Annotated in this window: 17 protein-coding genes and 2 tRNA genes; 3 read left to right on the forward strand and 16 right to left on the reverse strand. The window is 68.1% G+C overall.

The genetic code is table 11. The annotated features are described in order from the left end of the window. Window positions 1-54 precede the first annotated feature (54 nt). The 13 genes from IEY31_RS11455 to IEY31_RS11515 all read right to left on the reverse strand — a co-directional run bounded on the left by IEY31_RS11455 (window position 55) and on the right by IEY31_RS11515 (window position 12,117). A complete protein-coding gene (locus IEY31_RS11455) occupies window positions 55-708 on the reverse strand; it encodes a phospholipase A2 (RefSeq protein WP_188972052.1) in 654 nt (217 codons plus the stop codon). Between the two features lie 87 nt (window positions 709-795). Continuing rightward, on the reverse strand, window positions 796-2,922 hold the full coding sequence (gene ppk1, locus IEY31_RS11460; protein ID WP_373289155.1) for a polyphosphate kinase 1: 2,127 nt from the start codon (window positions 2,920-2,922) through the stop codon (window positions 796-798). A gap of 275 nt (window positions 2,923-3,197) precedes the next feature. Next, on the reverse strand, window positions 3,198-4,442 hold the full coding sequence (gene fabF, locus IEY31_RS11465; protein ID WP_188972054.1) for a beta-ketoacyl-ACP synthase II: 1,245 nt from the start codon (window positions 4,440-4,442) through the stop codon (window positions 3,198-3,200). A 104-nt stretch (window positions 4,443-4,546) separates the two neighbouring features. After that, window positions 4,547-4,777, reverse strand: a complete 231-nt coding sequence (gene acpP, locus IEY31_RS11470; RefSeq protein WP_188972056.1) for an acyl carrier protein — start codon at window positions 4,775-4,777, stop codon at window positions 4,547-4,549. Between the two features lie 138 nt (window positions 4,778-4,915). After that, complete coding sequence (gene fabG / locus IEY31_RS11475) at window positions 4,916-5,677, reverse strand: 3-oxoacyl-[acyl-carrier-protein] reductase (protein WP_188972058.1); 762 nt, start codon at window positions 5,675-5,677, stop codon at window positions 4,916-4,918. After that, on the reverse strand, window positions 5,674-6,030 hold the full coding sequence (locus IEY31_RS11480; protein ID WP_188972060.1) for a hypothetical protein: 357 nt from the start codon (window positions 6,028-6,030) through the stop codon (window positions 5,674-5,676). Before IEY31_RS11480 ends, fabG begins: the two co-directional genes overlap by 4 nt. Window positions 6,031-6,137: 107 nt before the next feature. Further along, window positions 6,138-6,731, reverse strand: coding sequence for a DinB family protein (locus IEY31_RS11485; protein WP_188972062.1), 594 nt, complete (start codon window positions 6,729-6,731; stop codon window positions 6,138-6,140). Then, window positions 6,728-7,639 (reverse strand): ACP S-malonyltransferase, encoded by a 912-nt coding sequence (gene fabD / locus IEY31_RS11490; RefSeq protein WP_268238949.1) that lies wholly within the window; start codon window positions 7,637-7,639, stop codon window positions 6,728-6,730. Before fabD ends, IEY31_RS11485 begins: the two co-directional genes overlap by 4 nt. Further along, on the reverse strand, window positions 7,636-8,682 hold the full coding sequence (locus tag IEY31_RS11495) for a beta-ketoacyl-ACP synthase III (RefSeq protein ID WP_188972064.1): 1,047 nt from the start codon (window positions 8,680-8,682) through the stop codon (window positions 7,636-7,638). The genes fabD and IEY31_RS11495 overlap by 4 nt, the downstream gene beginning before the upstream one ends. Before the next feature lie 198 nt (window positions 8,683-8,880). Further along, window positions 8,881-10,242, reverse strand: a complete 1,362-nt coding sequence (tig, locus tag IEY31_RS11500; RefSeq protein ID WP_188972066.1) for a trigger factor — start codon at window positions 10,240-10,242, stop codon at window positions 8,881-8,883. Between the two features lie 267 nt (window positions 10,243-10,509). After that, a tRNA-Leu gene (locus tag IEY31_RS11505) sits at window positions 10,510-10,595 on the reverse strand. An 86-nt stretch (window positions 10,596-10,681) separates the two neighbouring features. Further along, a tRNA-His gene (locus IEY31_RS11510) sits at window positions 10,682-10,758 on the reverse strand. A gap of 39 nt (window positions 10,759-10,797) precedes the next feature. Further along, the gene (locus tag IEY31_RS11515; protein ID WP_188972068.1) at window positions 10,798-12,117 is read right to left on the reverse strand and encodes a replication-associated recombination protein A; all 1,320 of its coding nucleotides are present in this window, start codon (window positions 12,115-12,117) and stop codon (window positions 10,798-10,800) included. Between the two features lie 64 nt (window positions 12,118-12,181). On the opposite strand from IEY31_RS11515, the gene IEY31_RS11520 reads away from it, so the two are divergent. The 3 genes from IEY31_RS11520 (at window position 12,182) to IEY31_RS11530 (ending at window position 15,861) form a co-directional block, all read left to right on the forward strand. Continuing rightward, the gene (locus IEY31_RS11520) at window positions 12,182-12,463 is read left to right on the forward strand and encodes a hypothetical protein (RefSeq protein WP_188972070.1); all 282 of its coding nucleotides are present in this window, start codon (window positions 12,182-12,184) and stop codon (window positions 12,461-12,463) included. A gap of 59 nt (window positions 12,464-12,522) precedes the next feature. Continuing rightward, window positions 12,523-13,692, forward strand: coding sequence for a hypothetical protein (locus IEY31_RS11525; RefSeq protein WP_188972072.1), 1,170 nt, complete (start codon window positions 12,523-12,525; stop codon window positions 13,690-13,692). Window positions 13,693-13,896: 204 nt separating this feature from the next. Continuing rightward, the gene (locus tag IEY31_RS11530) at window positions 13,897-15,861 is read left to right on the forward strand and encodes a serine/threonine-protein kinase (protein ID WP_188972074.1); all 1,965 of its coding nucleotides are present in this window, start codon (window positions 13,897-13,899) and stop codon (window positions 15,859-15,861) included. Between the two features lie 216 nt (window positions 15,862-16,077). Here IEY31_RS11530 and IEY31_RS11535 read toward each other — a convergent pair whose 3' ends face one another. The 3 genes from IEY31_RS11535 to IEY31_RS11545 all read right to left on the reverse strand — a co-directional run bounded on the left by IEY31_RS11535 (window position 16,078) and on the right by IEY31_RS11545 (window position 19,152). Then, entirely contained in the window at window positions 16,078-16,872 is a 795-nt protein-coding gene (locus IEY31_RS11535) for a type 1 glutamine amidotransferase domain-containing protein (protein ID WP_188972076.1), read from the reverse strand. 183 nt (window positions 16,873-17,055) lie between these two features. Next, window positions 17,056-18,618, reverse strand: coding sequence for an acyl-CoA carboxylase subunit beta (locus tag IEY31_RS11540; protein ID WP_188972079.1), 1,563 nt, complete (start codon window positions 18,616-18,618; stop codon window positions 17,056-17,058). Window positions 18,619-18,663: 45 nt separating this feature from the next. Next, window positions 18,664-19,152, reverse strand: a complete 489-nt coding sequence (locus tag IEY31_RS11545) for a general stress protein (protein ID WP_188972081.1) — start codon at window positions 19,150-19,152, stop codon at window positions 18,664-18,666. Window positions 19,153-19,238: the final 86 nt, after the last annotated feature.

The raw sequence follows: 19,238 nt of genomic DNA on the forward strand, positions 1-19,238 counted from the left end.
AGAATGTAAGCGTCAGAAGTCTCTTTTGCTGACGCTTCCATTTACCCAAATCCTTTAGAAGCTGTCCCCGCCCCCAACCCGCACGGCCTGGTAGTACGCGTAGGCGGCGCTGTAACACGCCGGACGCTTGTACCAGCTTTTGGCAGCGCAGATGGCTTTCATGTTGGTGTAAAAGGCCTCGTCGGTGGTCTTGCGGTTGCTGTCGGTGCGCTGGTAGACCTTCAGGTTGCGGTAGCCAAAGTCATGGACGTTGCAGGCCGGGCGGAAATCCTCGCGGTAGCCCAGGCCCAGGCCGTCGGGGGCGCTGCAGCCGTCGCGGGTCCAGCTCAATCCGGGGTACGGGAGGCCGGTGAAGGCGTAGGCCGCGTACTGGTTGTTGTAGTTGCTCACGCTGCCCCAGCCGGTGCGTTTGATGTACGCCAGCCGATCACTGGCCAAGTCCTGCCCGGTCAGCGCGGGCACGCTGGGCAGGCTCAGGTCGGTGGGCCGCTCCCCGTAGGCCTCCTGCAGGGCCTCGAGCAGGCCCGGATCATCGCCGTACCGCTGCAAGATGGCCTGACTGCCGGCGTCCTGCAGCTCGGGGCGCTGGGCATAGGCATCGGCGGCGGTGGGGGAGGCCGCGCTGGAGGAGGCTGCATGGGGCGTAGTCTGACCACAGGCCATCAGGGTAAGGGACAGCAGGGCGGCGGGCAGCAGCAGTAGGCGCATGGGACTCTCCTAGAGGGGGATGGAACGGGGGCAGGCCGGGGCTGAATTGTGGATGGCCCTCATCTTAAGCCCCAGTCCGCCCCGGCGCTACCCCGGATGCCGCGCCGACGCGAAGGTCAGCTGCGCGCTGTCGTCTCCCGGCAGCTTCTCGTACTCGCCGTCCAGGCACAGTTCCCAGGAGCCGCGCTGATCGTGCCACTCGGTGTTGAGAATGTCGAGAAACTGCCCCCGGTGGGCGTCGTCCAGCACCGGGGCGATGACTTCCACCCGGCGGTCGAGGTTGCGGCTCATCAGGTCGGCGCTGCCGAAATAGATCTCGGGGTGTCCGGCGTTGCCGAAGGCATAGACGCGGGCGTGTTCCAGGTAGCGTCCCAGCAGGCTGCGCACGCGCACCGTTTCCGACAGGCCGGGCACGCCGGGCCGCAGGCAGCACACACCCCGGATGATCAGGTCAATGCGCACCCCGGCGGACGCCGCCGCGTACAGCGCGTCGATCATCGCCGGGTCGGTCAGGGAATTGACCTTGATGCGCGCCCAGGCATCAAGGCCCGCCCGGGCATTTCCGGCCTCGCGCTCCAGCAGGGCTTCCAGGCCACTGCGGGCGGTGTCGGGAGCCACCAGCATGTGGGTGTAGTCGGCCTCGGCGTAGCCGGTCAGGTGGTTGAACAGCTCGGCCACGTCCATGCCCAGTTCGGGATCGGCGGTCAGCAGGCTCAGGTCCGTGTACAGCCGGGCCGTCTTGGGGTTGTAGTTGCCGGTGCCGATATGCACGTAGCGGCGCAGCCCTCCCTCCTCGCGGCGCACCACCAGCGTGACCTTGGCGTGGGTCTTGAGGCCCGCCATGCCGTACACCACGTGCGCCCCGGCGCGTTCCAGCTTCCTGGCCCAGCTGATGTTGCGCTGCTCGTCGAAGCGGGCCTTGAGTTCGATCAGCGCCACCACCTGCTTGCCGTTCTCGGCGGCGTTTCGTAGCGCGGCCAGCAGGCGCGGGTCATCCCCGGTGCGGTACAGCGTCTGCTTGATCGCCAGCACCTGCGGGTCACGGCTGGCCTCCTCGATAAAGTCCAGGATGTTGGCAAAACCGTCGTAGGGGTGGTGCAGCAACACGTCCCCCTGACGCAGCGTGTCGAAGACCCCGTCCTCCTCGTCGCCGTCCAGATCAGGCACGGCAGGGGCGTAGGCCGCAAAGGCCAGATCAGGCCGCTCCACCGGCAGGCCCATCAGGTCAGCACTGCCCAGCGGGCCTTCCAGCAGGAAGATGTCCTCGGGGGCCAGCCGCAATCTCTCCTGCAGGAAGGTCACCAGCTTGATCGGCGTCTCGCGCACCACCTCCAGCCGCACCGCCGAGCCGAACCGGCGGCGGCGCAGCCCGTCCTCGATGGTGGCAAGCAGGTCCTCGGCCTCCTCCTCCTCGAACTCGTAGTCGGTGTTGCGGGTCACGCGGAAGACGTGGGCGGCCAGCACCTCGCGCCCCTTGAACAGTTCGCCGATGTGCGCGGCGATTACGTCTTCGAGCATCAGCAGGGCGTCGCCGATCACGACCACCCTGGGCAGCACGCCCACCGGCACCTTAACGCGCGCGAAATCGGTGTCGTCATGTCCGCCGCCGCGCAGCAGAATCGCCAGGTTCAGGCTGAGGTTGCTCAGGTACGGAAACGGGTGGCTGGGGTCCACCACCAGCGGTGTCAGCACCGGCTGAATCTCGGCCAGATAGTGTTCGCGCAGGCTGGCGCGGGCGCGCTTGCCCAGATCGGCCACGCGCGTCAGCTTGACGCCCTCGTCCATCAGCAGTTTCAGCACCTTGCGGGTGGTCTTCTCGATCTCGCGCAGCATGCTCTGGGTGCGTTCGCGCACCAGCGCCAGCGTCTCGCGCGGCGATAGGCCGTCCAGTCCCGGCGTGTTCACCCCCGCCGCGATCTGGCGGTGGATGCCCGCCACGCGCACCATGAAGAACTCGTCGAGGTTGCTGCCGCAGATGGCCGCGTATTTCAGGCGTTCCAGCGGCGGGTTGCGCACGTCACGCGCCTCGGCCAGCACGCGCTCGTTAAAGGCCAGCCACGACAGTTCGCGGTTCAGGTAGCGGCTCTCGACGTTGGCCACTGTGCTGTGCGTGCGCGTCTCGCCCAGCCCTTGCGGCTCCGGCTTCTTGCGGTGGCGCTTGGCCCTAGGGGGCGCGGGTTCAGTCAGGCTGGCGGGCGATTTGGCGCGGGACACAGGGGCAGCTCCTTTGGTCACAGACGGGTCGGGCTGAATCTGGACGGATCTTGAACATGAAAGGCCGGGGGAATCACGCGGCGCTCAGGGCATTAAAGCACCGATCCGCGTGAGTGACCCGGCATTCAGCTTGAGCGTTTATGGGCGAAACGGGGCGGTGTGAACCCTCTGTCCGTCGCTTCATGTGCCTAGAGGCACGGGCAAACACGCAAAAACCGTCTGACCGCAGGCAGACAGGGTGCTGCTGGGGGTCAGACGGTGGGGCGTTCTGCGGGCTAGACGCGCTTGAACAGCAGCGCCGCGTTCTGGCCGCCGAAGGCGAACGAATTGCTCAGCACGTAGTCCACCTGCTGTTCGCGCGCGCCCTCGGTGATGTAATCCAGGTCCAGCGCGGGATCGGGATCGGTCAGGTTGATGGTGGGAGGCAGAATGCCGTCCCTCAGCGCCTGCGCCACGGCAATCGCCTCGATGGCCCCCGCCGCGCCCAGCAGATGGCCGGTCATAGACTTGGTGGAGCTGACGGCCAGCTTCCTGGCGTGATCGCCGAACACGTGCTTGATGCCCTGCGTCTCGTACAGGTCATTGAAGTGCGTGCTGGTGCCGTGCGCGTTGACGTAGCCGACCTGCTCGGGGTTGACCCCTGCGGTGTTCAGGGCCATGCGCATCGCCACCTGTGCGCCGCGCCCTTCCGGGGCCGGCATGGTGATGTGGTGCGCGTCGGCGCTGGTGCCGTAGCCGACGATCTCGGCGTAGATGGTGGCTCCACGCGCCTTGGCCTTCTCGTACTCTTCCAGAATCAAGATGCCCGCGCCCTCGCCCAGCACGAAGCCGTCGCGGGTGGCGCTGAAGGGGCGGCTGGCGGTTTCGGGCGAGTCGTTGCGGGTGGACAGCGCTTTCATGTTGGAAAAGCCGCCCACGGCGATGCGAGTCACGGCGGCCTCGGTGCCGCCCGCGATCATCACGTCGGCCAGATCCAGCTGGATGTACCGCGCCGCGTCGCCAATCGAACCGGTGCCGGTGGCGCAGGCGGTGACCACGGTGCTGCTCGGTCCCGTCGCGCCGAATTTCATGGCAACGTGCCCGGTGGCCATGTTGGCGATCATCATGGGAATGAACATCGGGCTGATGCGCCCCGGCCCGCGCTCGTGCAGCACGGCGGCCTGGTCCTCAAAGGTCTTGACCCCGCCGATGCCGCTGCCCACCACCGTGCCGACGCGTTCGCCGCTCAACTCCTCGGCGCTCAGGCCGCTGTCCCGCGCCGCGAGTTCGGCGGCAGCCAGCGCCAGTTGCACGTAACGGTCCAGTTTGCGGGCCTCACGCGGATCGATGAAGTCGTCGAAGCTGCCCTTGACCTCACCTGCGATCTTGCTGGCGGTGTCGGAGGCGTCGAAATGCGTGATCGGCCCGATGCCACTGCGGCCTGCACGCTGCGCCTCGGCGTAGTCCGCCGCTCCCCAGCCGATGGGCGTCACCGGCCCCAGCCCCGTAATCACCACCCGTCTCAGTCCTGAAACGCCCATAATCTCCCTCCTCCTGAAATGAGGAACGGGGCCCCGGTGTGACCCGCGCCCCGTCTCTGTTCACTGTCCCCGCTCCGCCTCACGCCTCGCCGGGACAGGCGCGGTTACTGCTTGCCCTCGATGTAGTCGATGGCGGCCTGCACGGTGCGGATGTTCTCGGCGTCCTCATCGCTGATGGTCACGCCGAACTTGTCTTCCAGGCCCATGATCAGTTCCACCGTTTCCAGGCTGTCTGCGCCCAGGTCTTCCACGAAGCGGGCCTCGGGGTTCACCTTGTCCGCGTCCACACCCAGCTTGTCCACAATCACATCTTTCACGTCATCAAAAGTCGCCATGGTTGTTCCTCCTGTCCTTGAAGTGTCCTGCTTGAAATCTGTGCCAGTCTACACGGGCAGGCAGTGCGGGGCTACGTTGTTGAACGGGGTGTAAACGGCCGGGGGGCCGGGGCCACGTTCTTCCCGGCCCCCCGGCCCTCAGTGCGGGTTCAGTCCGCCGTCCACCCCGATGGTTTGCCCGGTGATGTACGCGGCCCCCTCGGAGGCCAGGAACGCCACCAGCGCGGCCACTTCCTCCGGCTGTCCCAGGCGGGCCAGGGGAATGTCTGCCAGGTAGCCCTTCCGCACGTCCTCGGTCAGCGTGGCGGTCATATCGGACTCGATGAATCCGGGGGCCACGGCGTTGACGGTGATGCCGCGCCCGCCGTATTCCTTGGCCAGCGCCTTGGTCAACCCGATCAGCCCGGCCTTGCTCGCGACGTAGTTGGCCTGTCCCGGATTGCCCGTCAGGCCCACCACGCTGGCAATGTTGACGATGCGCCCGGCGCGGGCGCGCATCATGTGCTTGATGGCCGCCCGGCACGCCGAGAACGCGCTGCTGAGGTTGGTCTGGATCACCGCGTCCCAGTCCTCGTCCTTCATGCGGATGGCCAGGCCATCGCGGGTGATGCCGGCGTTGTTGACCAGCACGTCAAGGCGGCCCATCTGCGCAATCACGTCCTCGACCAGCTTCCCGGCGTTGGCGGGCGTGGTCAGGTCTGCGCCGAACACCTCGGCACGGCCGCCGTGGGCGCGGGCCTCGTCGGCCACCTTCTCAGCCTCGGTGGCGTTGCGGCCGTAATGCACGGCGATGTCAAAGCCTTCGGCCGCCAGCTTCAGGGCCATCGCGCGGCCCAGGCCCCGGCTGCTGCCGGTCACGAGGGCGACGTTGCGGGTGGTTTCGGGGGTGGATGGGGTCATGGAGCCTCTTTTTTCAGAATGGCGGTGGTGGGGGTGCTGTCATTTGCTGCGCAGTCCCAGGTCCAGTTCGGGGCGCTTTCCCTGGACAGGCACAGCAGCGTCAGGGCGTCAGCGCCCGGGCGCTGAACGGTCAGCCGGGCCGACTCGGGCACGAAGGGGGATGGAGAGACGTCCTGTGCCTGGAGATAGGAGCGGGCCGAGCCGCCCATCACCGTGCCCGTGACCGTCACGGCGTCTGCTCCCAGTGTTCCGGTTCCCGCGACGCGGTACTGCGCGGCGGTGTCGTAGCTGGCTGTCTGCTCTAGGCGAAGGGCCTGGGCCGTAGCTCCCTGGCGGGCCAGCGTGCCGTCCACGTGCCCTGCAAAACGCTGGGGTGGTGGGAGTGGCAATGGTTCCCCGCCCGCAGAACGTGGCCGCTGCAGTCACCACCAACGCCAGAGCAAGTCTTTTCATAATGGATTTATTGTCCTCCCCCGGCGGCGTGAGGTACAACCTCGTCTGCATGGGCGGCCTCCTGGGCGGCATGGCCCAGCCTCGCCCGCACGCCACCCTCGTGGTGCCAGTTGTGCATCAGCGTGAACAGCAGCATCTCGCGCACGCTCAGCACGCCCAGTGCCGGATGGGGCATGGCCCAGGCGTCCAGTTCGGGGTCGGCCCAGCCTTCCAGGGCCTGAGCCAGCGCGTCCAGCGAGGCCCGGTACCGCTCCACCAGCGCCGCCTGGGTGCCCTCCGGCTGCGGCAGCCAGCGCCCGGACGCTCTGGCCCCGGTGGCGAGAACGGCATGGTAACTGTTCCGCACCTCGGCATAGTTTCGGGGGCGGTGCTGCGGCGGCAGCGCCTGAAGCCGGGCGCGCGCCACGCCCAGGCCGCCCGCCACCGGCCCATTCGAGCGGATCAGATGGTCGAGGTGGTGTGCGGGAGCCCACTGGTCCAGGGTGCCGTCCAGGAACACGGCGGCGTCCAGACCTGCAAAATAATGCCCGATCTCCCTGGCGGCCCCGTCCAGGGCCATCAGCAGCTCGTCGCGAGACACCGGGTCAAGCACAGGACTCACAGCTCGAACGCCTGGACGTCCGCCGCCGTTCCCACGTTGAGGGTTCTCGCCCCCGGCACGATGCGCCCCACCAGTCCGCTCAGGACCTTGCCGGGACCGAACTCGATAAAAGTGTCCACGCCCATGCCTGCCAGGGTCTCGATGGTTTCCACCCAGCGCACCGCGCCGGTGATCTGGCGTTCCAGCAGATCCGCCACGCGCTGGGGGTCGTCGTTCAGCCCCGCCGTCACGTTGGCCACCACCGGGAAGGCGAAGGGACCGTAGGCCGCCGCCTGCAAGTCGGGCGACAGGCCCAGGGCGGCGGGGGCCATCAGGGCGCAGTGAAACGGGGCGCTGACCTTCAGGGGGATGGCCTTCAGGCCGCGCGATTTCAGTTCGGCGCTGGCCTCGGCCACCGCTGCTGCCGTTCCGCTGATCACCGTCTGGGTGGGCGCGTTGAAATTGGCGGGCTGCACGCCCTCCAGACCGCCGCAGACCTCGGCCACCACCGCCGGATCGCCCATGATGGCGCTCATTGCCCCCTCGCCGGGAGCCACGGCCTGCTGCATCAGGGTGCCGCGCTGGCGGGTCAGGCGCAGGGCGTCACGCAGCGGCAGCACGCCGGCGGCCACCAGGGCGCTGTACTCGCCCAGCGAATGCCCGGCGGCCACCATCGGCGTCAGGCCCGTCCTGTCCTGCCACACCCGGTAGGCCGCGACGCTGGCGGCCACCAGGGCGGGCTGCTGGTTGGCGGTCAGGGTCAGGGCTTCAATCGGCCCGGTTTCGATCAGGGCGCGCAGGCCCGGCAGGGTGGCCTCGGCCTCGGCGTACACGGCCTCGGCCAGCGGGAAGGCGGCGGTCAGGTCGGCCCCCATACCCACCGCGTGCGAACCCTGACCGGGAAACAGGGCGGCGATCCTGGGACTCAAGCGCCCACCCCCGCCAGCGCGGAGGCCGCATCTGCCCGCAGGCTGGGCGCGCCGCCCCACCACTTCATTGTGCCGGCCACCCAGCTCAGGCCGCCGCCAAAGGCGATCAGCAGCAGTTGCTGGCTGTCCTGCACGCGCCCGTCCCGCACCGCCTCGTGCAGGGCGAGCGGCACAGTGGCGCTGGAGGTGTTGCCGTAACGGTCCAGATTCACCACCGTCTTGCTCATGGGAATGCCGAAACGCTCCACGGCGGCCTCGATGATCCGCACGTTGGCCTGATGGGGAATCACCCAGTCCACGTCGGCGCTGGTCAGGCCACTTTTTTGCAGTACCTTCTGGCCGCTGTCGCCCAGCACACGCACGGCGAACTTGAAGACCTCGCGTCCGTTCATGCCGACGCTCTGGCCCATCTCGAAGCCGCCGGGCAGGGTGGGGGCCACACAGCGCAGGTACAGGCTGGGTCCCCCTGCGCCGTCTGCCCCCATGATGAACTCCTGAAAGCCCAGGCCCTCCGGCACCGGACCCACCACCGCCGCGCCCGCGCCGTCGCCGAACAGGATGGCCGTGCCCCGGTCCTGCTGGTCCACGATCTTGCTCAGCGCCTCGGCCCCCACCACCAGCACGCGCCGCGCCACGCCGGACTGGATCAGGCCCGAGGCCACGCTCAGCGCGTACACGAAGCCGCTGCAGGCGGTGGACAGGTCAAAGGCCGCCGCGCCCGTCAGGCCCACCTGCATGGCGATCAGCGCGGCGGTGGACGGCATCAGCGCGTCGGGACTGACCGTGGCGCAGATCACTGCGTCCACCTCCTTCAGGGCGTCCGGGTCACGCGAGAGCATGTCGCGCACCGCGCCCACGCCCACGTCCGAGGTGTACTCGTCCGGCGCCGCGAAATGCCGCTCACGGATGCCGGTGCGCGACTCGATCCACTCGGCATTGGTGTCCATGTAGGCCTCGAAATGGGCGTTGGGCACAACCCGCTCGGGGGCGTAGCTGCCCAGGGCGGTGATGCCGATGCTGGGGCGGTTGGAAAAGACGCTCATGGCCGTCACGGTAGCATTCTTTGAACGGACGTTCAATGAATTGAGTCCAGCGTTTTCAGGTGGAGTCAGATTGGGTTGAGGCTCAAGGTGTCGGGAACAGGCAGGGCAGAAGCCTGGGCAAAACGCAGGGCGAGACCAGGACAGGGAAAGGGGCGCATCCCGCAGGACGCGCCCCCTCTCAATTTCTGAACTTCGGTGTTACTCGCTCTTGTTCTCGCCCTCGGTCTGCTCGGTCTGGGGCTGCTCGGCTTCGGCTGAGGTCGCCTCATCCTGGGCTGGAGCGGCCTCGTCCTGCTGGCCTTCCTGCTGCTGCTCGCCCTGCACGGGCTTGCTCAGCTGGGCCATGGCCTGCTGGAGGCCCTTCTCGCGCATCAGGCTGGCGTAGTAGGTGTTGATGCCGTCCGGCCCCAGCTGCTTGCTCAGTTCCTGGGGGTTCATGCCGTTGGCCTGCGCCAGGGCATTCATGGTCTGGTTGAACTCGGCGTCGCTGACCTGCACCTTCAGGTCCTCGGCCAGCTTTTCCAGCGCCAGGTCACGCTTGACGCGGCTCTCGGCGTTCTTGGACAGGTCGGCCATGAACTCGCCGAGCTTGCCCTGCTCCTGCATGAAGCTCTCGTACTCGCCCCACTTGACGCCCTGGCGGCCGAGGTCGTCCTTGATCTCCTCGAGCATGGCGTCGCGGCGGCGGTCCAGCAGCGCGGCAGGAATCTCAGCTTCCATGTTCTCGGTCAGATGGGTCACGAACTCCTCGCGGCGGGCGGTCTCGCCCTCCTGCGCGGCGCGGCGCTCCAGCTCGGCCTTCAGGTCGGTGCGCAGCCGCTCCAGGCTGTCGAAGTTCAGGCTCTTGGCGAAGTCGTCGTCCAGGTCCTGGGTCTTCTTGACCTTCACGTCCTGGATGACCACCGTGACGCTGTGCTCGGGGTGCTCGTGGTCGCCGTGCTGGTGGGCAGGCACGGTGATTTCCACGGTGTCGCCCTTGTTCTTGCCCAGCAGCGCCTCACGGACATGGGCCTCGGCGACGTCCAGGTAGATGGGGTAGGTGCCGCCGTCCTCGCCCTGCTCCTCCACGGTCACCTGATCGCTGGCCTCGATGGGCCGGTTGGCCTCCTCAAAGGTGGCGTTGCGCTCCTGCAGGTCACCCAGGGTGCGGTCCATGACGTCGTCGGTGATGGCGGGGGACTCGGCGCTGAGGCTCAGGCCGCTCCAGTCGCCCAGCTTCACTTCAGGATAGGTTTCGCCGGTGACCGTGAACTCGAACGGCTGGCCGTTGACCACCGGCTGGGGGTCGATGTTGGCGTCCACCAGGCTCAGCTGCAGTTCGCGGGCGGCCTGCGAGTAGTGGGTCTGAAGCAAGCGGTCGCGCACTTCCTGTTCCACGTAGCCCTTGCCCACGCGGCCCTCGATCACCTTGCGCGGGGCCTTGCCGGGGCGGAAGCCGGGAACGCGCACGTCGCGTGCGAGTCCGGACCACACCTGGTCATATGCACGGTTCACTTCGGAGGCGGGAACGGAAACCCTGAACTCCACCTTGTTGCCCTCTCTGCTGATCAGTTCTGCCACGTCATTTCTCCCGTTCGCTGTCCCGTGAGGCAAGAGGTCCAGTGGGGACCCCCGCCAGGGGCGCATTCCAGCTTTGATTTTTTGCCGTGCCGGCGGCGCTGCCCAGGGGTGCGGGGCCCGCGCTCACGCGGCATGCCGCCCGGCATCATAGTGCGTTTTGCCCCCCGGCGTACACCCATGCCGGTTGTCCCTTCTGCCACTGGCCCATCAGGGCAGCGGCGCGGCGGCCTCCCCGTGGGGGAAAAGGCCGCCGCGCCGCGTGTGCTGTGGTGCGAGGAAAGGGACTTGAACCCTCACATCCTATGGATACTAGATCCTAAGTCTAGTGCGTCTACCAGTTCCGCCATCCCCGCATGTGCTGCCCAGCCTAACATCCAGACCGGCCGAAGCTCAAAGAAAAATCCGGCCCTGACCCGTGTGGGCGAGAGCCGGATAAAAGTGGGGTGGATTAGGGGACTTGAACCCCCGGCCTCCGCTTCCACAGAGCGGCGCTCTAACCAACTGAGCTAAACCCACCGTACGTCCTGATCGCCGCAGCTCACAGGCCCACACATCCTAGGCGTCCTCAGCCGGGGTGTCAATGACCGCCGCTGGCCCTGCGCCTTCATCCTCGCCGTGCGCGTGCTGCAGCTTGCGCCAGCGCCCCTCCACCCGCGCTTCCCAGCCCTCACCGGTGGGCTGGTACAGCCCCAGCCGGACGCCGTCCGGCAGGTACGTCTGCGCGAACGAGCCGCCCGGATCGTCGAAGTAGTACGCGTAGCCCCTGCCGTAGCCCTGCTGGCGCATCAGCGCGGTGGGGGCGTTGCGCAGGTGCAGGGGCACCGGCAGCGTCTCGCCGTCGCGCACCGCGTCCAGCGCCCGTTTCCAGGCCACATACACGCTGTTGCTCTTGGGGGCCAGCGCCAGGTACACCACCGCCTGCGCCAGCGCCAGATCGCCCTCCGGACTGCCCAGGAACTCGGCGGTGTCGCGGGCGGCAATGCACAGCCGCAGCGCCTGCGGGTCCGCCAGCCCGATGTCCTCGGCGGCCATTCGCACGATCCGGCGGGCCACGTACAGCCCGTCGGCGCCGCCTTCGAGCATGCGGGCCAGCCAGTACAGCGCGCCGTCCACGTGGCTGCCGCGCACCGACTTGTGCAGTGCGGAGATCAGGTTGTAAAAATCCTCGCCGTTCTTGTCCATCTGCGGCAGGTGGCGGCCAAACGCCTCGGTCACGGCCTCGGGGGTGATGGGGCTGGCAAGGCTGCTGGCCACCTCCAGCGTGCTCAGGGCGCGGCGGGCGTCGCCGTCGGCCAGCCGGGCCAGCAGGTCCAGCGCCTCGTCGGTGGCCCCGGTGCCTGGCAGGCCGCGCGGGTCCGCAAGCGCCCGGTCCAGCAGCCCGCGCACCTCTTCCTGACTCAGGGCTTCGAGCACCAGCGTCCGCGCCCGCGATCTGAGCGCCGGATTGACCTCGAAACTGGGGTTCTCGGTGGTGGCCCCGATCAGGGTCAGGAGCCCGGATTCCACATGAGGCAGCAGCGCGTCCTGCTGGGCCTTGTTGAAGCGGTGAATCTCGTCCAGAAACAGGATGGTCTTCTGGCCCCGCCCCCGCAGGCGTTCGGCCTCGGCGGTGGCCTCGCGCACGTCCTTGACCCCGGCAGAAACGGCGGACAGCGCGATGAAATGTGCGCCCACCTCGCCGGCCAGCAGCCGCGCCAGCGTCGTCTTGCCCACGCCCGGCGGTCCCCACAGGATCAGTGACCCCAGCCGGCCCGACGCCAGCACCCTGGACAGCGGCTTGCCCGGCCCCAGCAGGTGCGTCTGACCCACCACCTCCGACACGGCGCGTGGGCGCAGGCGTTCGGCCAGCGGGGCGGGCGGGTCAAACAGGGTCATGGCGCCGAGGATAGTGGGTCCGGCGCGCGGCTTTGTGGACCGAACTGCGATTTATGCTGGGTGTATGGACTTTGCCAAGCAGGTGGAACTCGCCCGTTTTCCCGCCGGGGTGGTGGTCACGGTGCGCGGCACCCCGCAGGGCCGCCTCTTCCGCGCCGTGTGGGCCGAAGACGGGAAGCCGGGGCGTGGGCTGGAACTGCTGCTGACCACCGAGGCCGTGAAGATGTACGGCGAGGGGCCGACGGTGGTGCTGGCGCTGGAAAGGCTGAAGAAGGCGGCGCAGGCCGGGCTGCCTGCCGTGGGTGCGGACGGCACATATCAGCGGGCGGTGTTCGTGGGGGACTGACGCAGCGGTGGGCGGGGTCCGGTAGGCGAGCGGCAGGGGAGCGTCTATCTTGACCAGTCATGGACATCGCAGAGCGTTACATCCGGCTGGCCCACGCCATCGACGTGCATTCGGAAGGCTTCGTGGACGGCTACGGCGGGCCGCCGGAGTGGGCGGACCGCACCCGGCGCGAGCCGGCCGAGTTGCAGGTCCAGGCCGGGGCGCTGCTCTCGGACGTGCAGAACGTGGCCGACGCCGCCCGGCGCGAGTTTCTGCGCGTGCAGGTGTCGGCCATGCACACCATGACCCGCCTGATCGGCGGCGAGGCCATCCCGTACGGGCAGGAGGTGCGCGGGCTGTACGACATTGACCCGGTGCTCACGGACCTGAACGGGCTGGACGCGGCCCTGGACGCCCTGGAAGCGGCGGTGCCGGGCAGCGGGCCGCTTTCCGAACGCATCGAGAAGCTGCGCCAGAAGGTGATTGTCCCCAGAGAAGATCTGCTGCGGCTGGCGCAGCCGATCCTGGCCGAACTGCGGCGGCGTACCCAGACCCGGTTCGGGCTGCCGGAAGGCGAGGACTTCAGCATCTCGCTGGTGTCGGATAAGCCGTGGGGCGGGTACAACTGGCCGCTGGGCAACCTGAAAAGCCGCATTGACCTCAACACCGATCTGCCGGTGCCGCTGACCGGCCTGCCGGACCTGCTGGCCCACGAGGGCTACCCCGGCCACCACACCGAGCATGCCACCAAGGAGGCCCGGCTGGTGCGCGAAAAGGGCTGGCTGGAACACGGCATTCAGCTGATGAACGCCCCCGAATGCGCCGTGTCCGAGGGTATCGCCACCAATGCCCTGGACGCGGTGATGGGCCGGAACGAGGTACGCGACTGGCTGGGCGGCGAACTGGCCGCGCTGGCCGGACTGAACGGCGCGGACGTCCTGGGTTTTCTGGACGTGACCGTTGCGCAGAAGGGACTCAAGGGAACGAGCGGCACGGCGGCGCTGATGCTGCACGGTGAGGGCCGCCCCGAGGCCGAGGTGCTGGAGTTTCTGCGCCGCTACGCCCTGGCCACCCCGGAACGCGCCCGGCAAACCCTGCGCTTTATCGGTCAGCCGCAGTTCCGGGCGTACATCTTCACCTACAGCGTCGGCAGCGATCTGGTTCAGGGCTGGATGAAAAAACACGGCCCCGAGGGCTTTGGCCGCCTGCTGCACGAACCGCTGACGCCGGGCCAGCTGGCCGCCGACTGATACGGGCTCTGATTGAATCGTTTGCAAAACGATGAAAATCCGAGCGAAGCGAGAACGAGTACAAGGGGTTCTGGGCGTGGAGTTAGCCAACCGGCGCCCTCCCGGTTTGTTGACGAAACAGACGGAATCCGTATGAGCGACGCGCACCGGGACCGGAGGGAGGCTCCGGCGGCCCGCGCTTCTCAGGCGGTAGACTCCGGACCTATGCCGGTAGAGGTGGGCACGCGCCTGGCAGGTCGTTACGATCTGCGTTCCCCGCTGGGCGAGGGCGGCAGCGCGCTGGTGTTCCGCGCCCACGACTCGCTGCTGGACCGCGACGTGGCGGTCAAGATGATGCACGCGCATGTGCCGGATTCGGACCGGCAGCGCTTTCTGCGCGAGGTCCGTACGCTGGCCCGGCTGACCCATCCGGGGGTGGTGCCGGTGCTGGATCTGGGCGTGGACCCCAGCGACGGCCGGCCCTTTTTCACCATGCCGCTGATGACCGGCGGGCCGATCACGGTGCTGGGCCCGCTGGAGGACGCCCCCACCTCGCTGGCCCGCTTTCTGACGGCGGCCAGCTTTGCCTCGCGGGCGCTGCACTTCATTCATTCCCGCGGAATCATCCACCGCGACCTGACCCCCGGCAACGTGCTGCTGGACGAGGCGTGGCTGCCGCGCATCATGGATTTCGGGCTGGTGGCGCTATCAGACCACACCCAGCAGCTGACCCGCAGCGGCCTGACACTGGGCACGCCCGCGTACATGGCCCCGGAGCAGGCCAAGGGGATTGGCGTGGGGCCGCTGAGCGACCTGTACGCGCTGGGGGCGGTGCTGTACCGGGTGGCCTGCGGCAGCCCGCCCTTTGTGGGTGACAGTGACCAGAGCGTGCTGTTTCAGCATGTCTACGAGAAGGTGATCGACCCACGCGACCTGAACCCGGCCATTCCCGACGCGGCGGCGCGGGTGCTGCTGGCGCTGCTGTCCAAGAAACCCGAGGACCGGCCCGAGTCCGGCGAGGCGCTGGCCCACCTATGGGCGCTGGCCCGGCGCGACATCTGGACCGGGCACGCGCGGGGCCAGTACCGCGGCGGACGCACCCGCACCGGCGAACATCCCGACGGCCCGGCCCGCGTCTCGAATCTCAAGGAGGTCTGGAGCGTGCCGCTGCCCGGCGAGGTCACCTGGCCCGCTGCCGTGGTGGGCGAGGGCGATCTGGTGGCGGTGGGCACGCGCGGCGGGCAACTGGTGCTGACCCACGCCTCCGGGCGACCCTTTGCCACCTACGCCGCCCGCGACGAGGTCACTGCCCCGGCAGCCTTTCAGGGCGGGCACATCTTTTTCGGTGCGTGGGACGGCACGCTGCGCCGGGTGGAACTGCAGGGCGGCGCGGAGGTCTGGCGACATCAGGCCCGCGCCGAGCTGACCGGCGCACCAACGCTGTGGGCCGGTCAGGTGCTGGCCGCCAGCCGCGACGGTCACCTGCACGCCCTGAGCGCCCGCACCGGCGAACTGGCCTGGGCCTACCGCGCCGATGGCCCGGTGGCTGCCAGCCCGCTGGTGTGGGCCGGCGCGGCGCTGGTCTGCGATGAAAATGGCTGGCTGCATGCCCTGGACGCCCGTAACGGCAGCCCGCTGTGGAAGGCGGAGGTGGGCACGGTGCACGGCACTCCCGCGCTGCTGCCCGGCCCGTCCGGCACGGCGACGCTGGTGGTGGCGACCTGGGAGGGCGAGGTTCACGCCCTGGCCCTCAGCGCCGCGTCGGGGCGGGCCATGCTGGCCGAGGACGAGGCGAACCTGTGGACCTACGATCTGGAGGACGAGGTATGGGCCTCGCCCGCCGTGACCCGCAGCGGCACCGATGAGGGCGGCTTGGCGATCCTGGCCGGCTGGGACGGCACCGTGCGTGCCCTGCGGCTGACCGACGGCGAGGACGTGTGGGCGCACCGCATGTCGGGCCGCGTGACGGCCAGTCCGGTGGTCAGCGCGGGGCTGGTGTTCCTGGCCTCCGAGAGCGGGCAACTGTGCGCCCTGGACGTGCGCGACGGCACCGTGCGCTGGACCCGGCAGGAGACCACCGGCGTGCAGGCCACCCCGCTGGCGGCGGGCGGCACGCTGTACGTGGCCTTCATGGACGGCACCCTGCGCGCCTACCGCCAGCACCAGCCGGAGTCGCCGGAGGGCGCGTGATTCGCCCGGCTCGGCCCGGTGATGCCCCCACCGTCGCCATCACCATCTTCCAGCGGAGGCCGAGGCTGCCGAACGCCCCGTGTGTACCGCCCGGATGACGCCACGCAGCGCGCCCTCTACAGGACTTGAGCCTCACCTCCAGCCCCACTGGGCTGGAGGTGAGGCTTGAGGCTCTGTCAACACATTGAAAGAGCTGTCAGCGCCTGAGCGGTGAAGTCAGTCCTGAGCCGCCGTTTCTCCCAGCGCCTCCAGGAACACGCCCACGAATTCCTCGTCGCTCATGGGGTTCTGGCCGGTAATCAGTTCGCGGTCGCGGACCACGTTGCTGATCCACTTCTCGCCGTTCTGCACCGTCATGCCTGCGGCGGTCAGCGCGTCGGCGGGGTAGTACAGCATGGGGGCCTCGAAGCCGCCTTCAGCGTCCTTTTCCTCGGGGGTGCTGAAGACGGTGACGCGGTAGCCCTGATAGGCGAAGTCCTCGGCTTCTGGCGTCTCGCCGGCCTCCAGCGCCCGCTGGTAGGCCCCGGCAGCCGGCTGCGCGGCCAGCAGGGCCACCGGCGCGTGGCAGATCAGCGCGGTGGGCAGCGAGCGTTCATGAAAGTGGCGCAGCGCGTGGCCCAGATCGTGGTTGTGCATCAGTTCGATCATGGGCGCGTGGCCACCAGGCAGGAACACGGCATCGAAGGCGTCCAGGTTGGTCACCGCGTCCGCCAGCGGCACAATTTCGCCGGACAGGGTTTCTTCGACGAACGCTCCAATCTGGGTGTATTCCGCCTCGTCCTTGAAATAATCCTTGCTGTCGCTGCTCTTGTCCAGCGGCGGACGGTTGCCACGCGGCGTGGCGATGATCAGCGTGTGGCCCGCCTCCACCAGCCGGTGTGCGGGCACGCCGAACTCGTTGAGGTAAAAGCCGGTGTCGAGCGTCTTGCCGTCCTGCAGACCCAGTTCAGAGTCACTGGACATGATGACGAGGATTTTCTTGCTGGTGGTACTGGCGTTGGATGCGGTCATGTCGGCCACCCTAGGCCCAGCCCACCCCACGCTCTGTCAGGTGGAACACGCTGACAGACCTGAACAGCGTGCCATAGGCAGAAAACCACGCCTTGACCATTCGTTCATGGCGGAGCATCTGGTGTCAGGGGGAAGCGGCGCCCCGGCCTCTCCCGGGCGCCGCCATGCCGCCGGGGATGCTCCCTACAGCGGCATATTCCCGTGCTTCTTGTACGGCCTCGTCTCGGTCTTGTCGCGCAGCATGGCAAACGTCTGGATCAGGCGCTGACGGGTCTCTTCCATCGGAATCACGTCGTCGATATAGCCCTTGCTGGCGGCCACGTAGGGGTTGTCGAAGGCGTCCTTGTAGTCGGCGATCTTCTCAGCGCGGGTGGCTTCAGGGTTCTCGCTGGCGTTGATCTCACGGCGGTAAACAATGTTGGCGGCCCCCTCCGCGCCCATCACGGCGACGGCGGCGGTGGGCCACGCGTACACCACGTCGGCGCCCATGTCGCGGCTGTTCATGGCGAGGTACGCGCCGCCGTAACTCTTGCGGGTGATCAGGGTGACCTTGGGCACGGTGGCCTCGGCGTAGGCGTACAGCATCTTCGCGCCGTGGCGGATGATGCCGGCGTGTTCCTGCGCCACGCCCGGCAGGAAACCGGTCACGTCCACCAGCGTCAGCACCGGCACGTTGTAGCAGTCGCAGGTGCGGATGAAGCGGGCGGCCTTGTCGCTGGCGTCGATGTTCAGCGTGCCGGCCATCACGCGCGGGTTGTTGGCGACGATGCCCACGCTCTGCCCGCCCAGCCGCGCGAAGCCCACCAGAATGTTCTTGGCCCAGTTCGGCTGGATTTCCAGGAACGTGCCGTCGTCCACCAGTTCGTGGATCACCGCGTGCATGGCGTAGGGCTTGCGCTGGTCCGGCAGCACAATGTCCAGCAGCCGGTCGTTGCGGCGGTCCACCGGGTCACTGGTCTGGTGGACCGGGGGCTGCTCGTGGGCGTTCTGCGGCAGGTAGCCCAGCAGGTCACGCACGCCCGCCAGCACGGCAGCGTCGCCGTCGTATTCCAGGTGGGCCACGCCGCTTTTGCGGGTGTGCACGTCCGCGCCGCCCAGCGCCTCGAAGGTCACGTCCTCGCGCGTCACGCTCTTGATTACCTCGGGGCCGGTGATGAACATGTAGCTGCTGCCGCCGCTCATCAGGATGAAGTCGGTCAGCGCGGGGGAATACACCGCCCCGCCCGCGCAGGGACCAAGGATGGCGCTGATCTGCGGCACTGCCCCCGAGTAGATGGCGTTGCGGTAGAAGATCTCGCCGTAGCCGCTCAAAGAGTCCACGCCCTCCTGAATGCGCGCCCCCGCCGAGTCGTTCAGGCCGATCACCGGGCAGCCGGTCTTGGCTGCCAGATCCATGATCTTGGTGATCTTGGCGGCGTTCATCTTGCCCAGGGAACCGCCTAGCACCGTGAAGTCCTGGCTGAACACGAAGACCTGTCGCCCGTCGATGGTGCCGCGCCCGGTCACCACCCCCTCGCCGGGGGCCTCCACGCCCTGCATCAGCCGTCCGCCCCGGTGCTCGACGAAGGTGCCCATTTCCAGAAAGCTGCCGGGGTCCAGCAGCGTGTTGATGCGTTCACGGGCGGTCAGCTTGCCGCCGTCACGCTGCTTTTGCTGACGCTCGTGGCCGCCGCCCGCCTCCACCTTGCTGCGCCGCTGTTCCATCTCGGCGATCAATTCCTGCAACTCCATGCCCGGCTGTGTCATGGGCCGCATCCTATCCAAACGGACGTTAGGAAGTTTCTTGGTGGCTTAGCGCGGCGGCATATTCGCCAGCAGCGTCCGCGCCTGCTCGGCCACCTCGGCATCGGCGACGACGACGTAACGGTCTGCCTTCATCCCACCAATCGAGGTAAAGTCGCGCCGTCCGCCGCTCAGGGCGTAGCCCACCAGCCCCCAGACCAGCCCGAAGATGGCCCCCACCACCATGCCGTAGGCGATGGAAAACAGCAGGTTGCCGTTGCCCAGCCCCAGGACACTGAAGATCAGGCCCACGAACAGGCCGATAAACAGCCCCTGCCCGAAGCCCAGGCCTGCCGCGCGGCCCCAGTCCAGGCGGCCCGTGACCTGCTCGACAGTCTTGAGGCCCTCACCGATGATGGCGGTGCGCTCCACCGGAAATTTCTGGTCACTCAGGTGGTCCACGGCCCGCTGGGCGTCGAGGTAATTGGTGTAGGTGGCCACGTTGACACGGGCACTCTGGTCTGGAATCAGGGCGGCGCGGGGATCAGGCTGGGTCATGGTCACGTCCTTTGCCCCAGCCTAGAGAACGGCGGCTCCGGGCGACTGAGCGCAGGGTTGAGGCGGCCTCATGCTTGCCGGCGGCC

The organism is Deinococcus aerolatus, from assembly GCF_014647055.1.
Lineage (GTDB): Bacteria > Deinococcota > Deinococci > Deinococcales > Deinococcaceae > Deinococcus > Deinococcus aerolatus.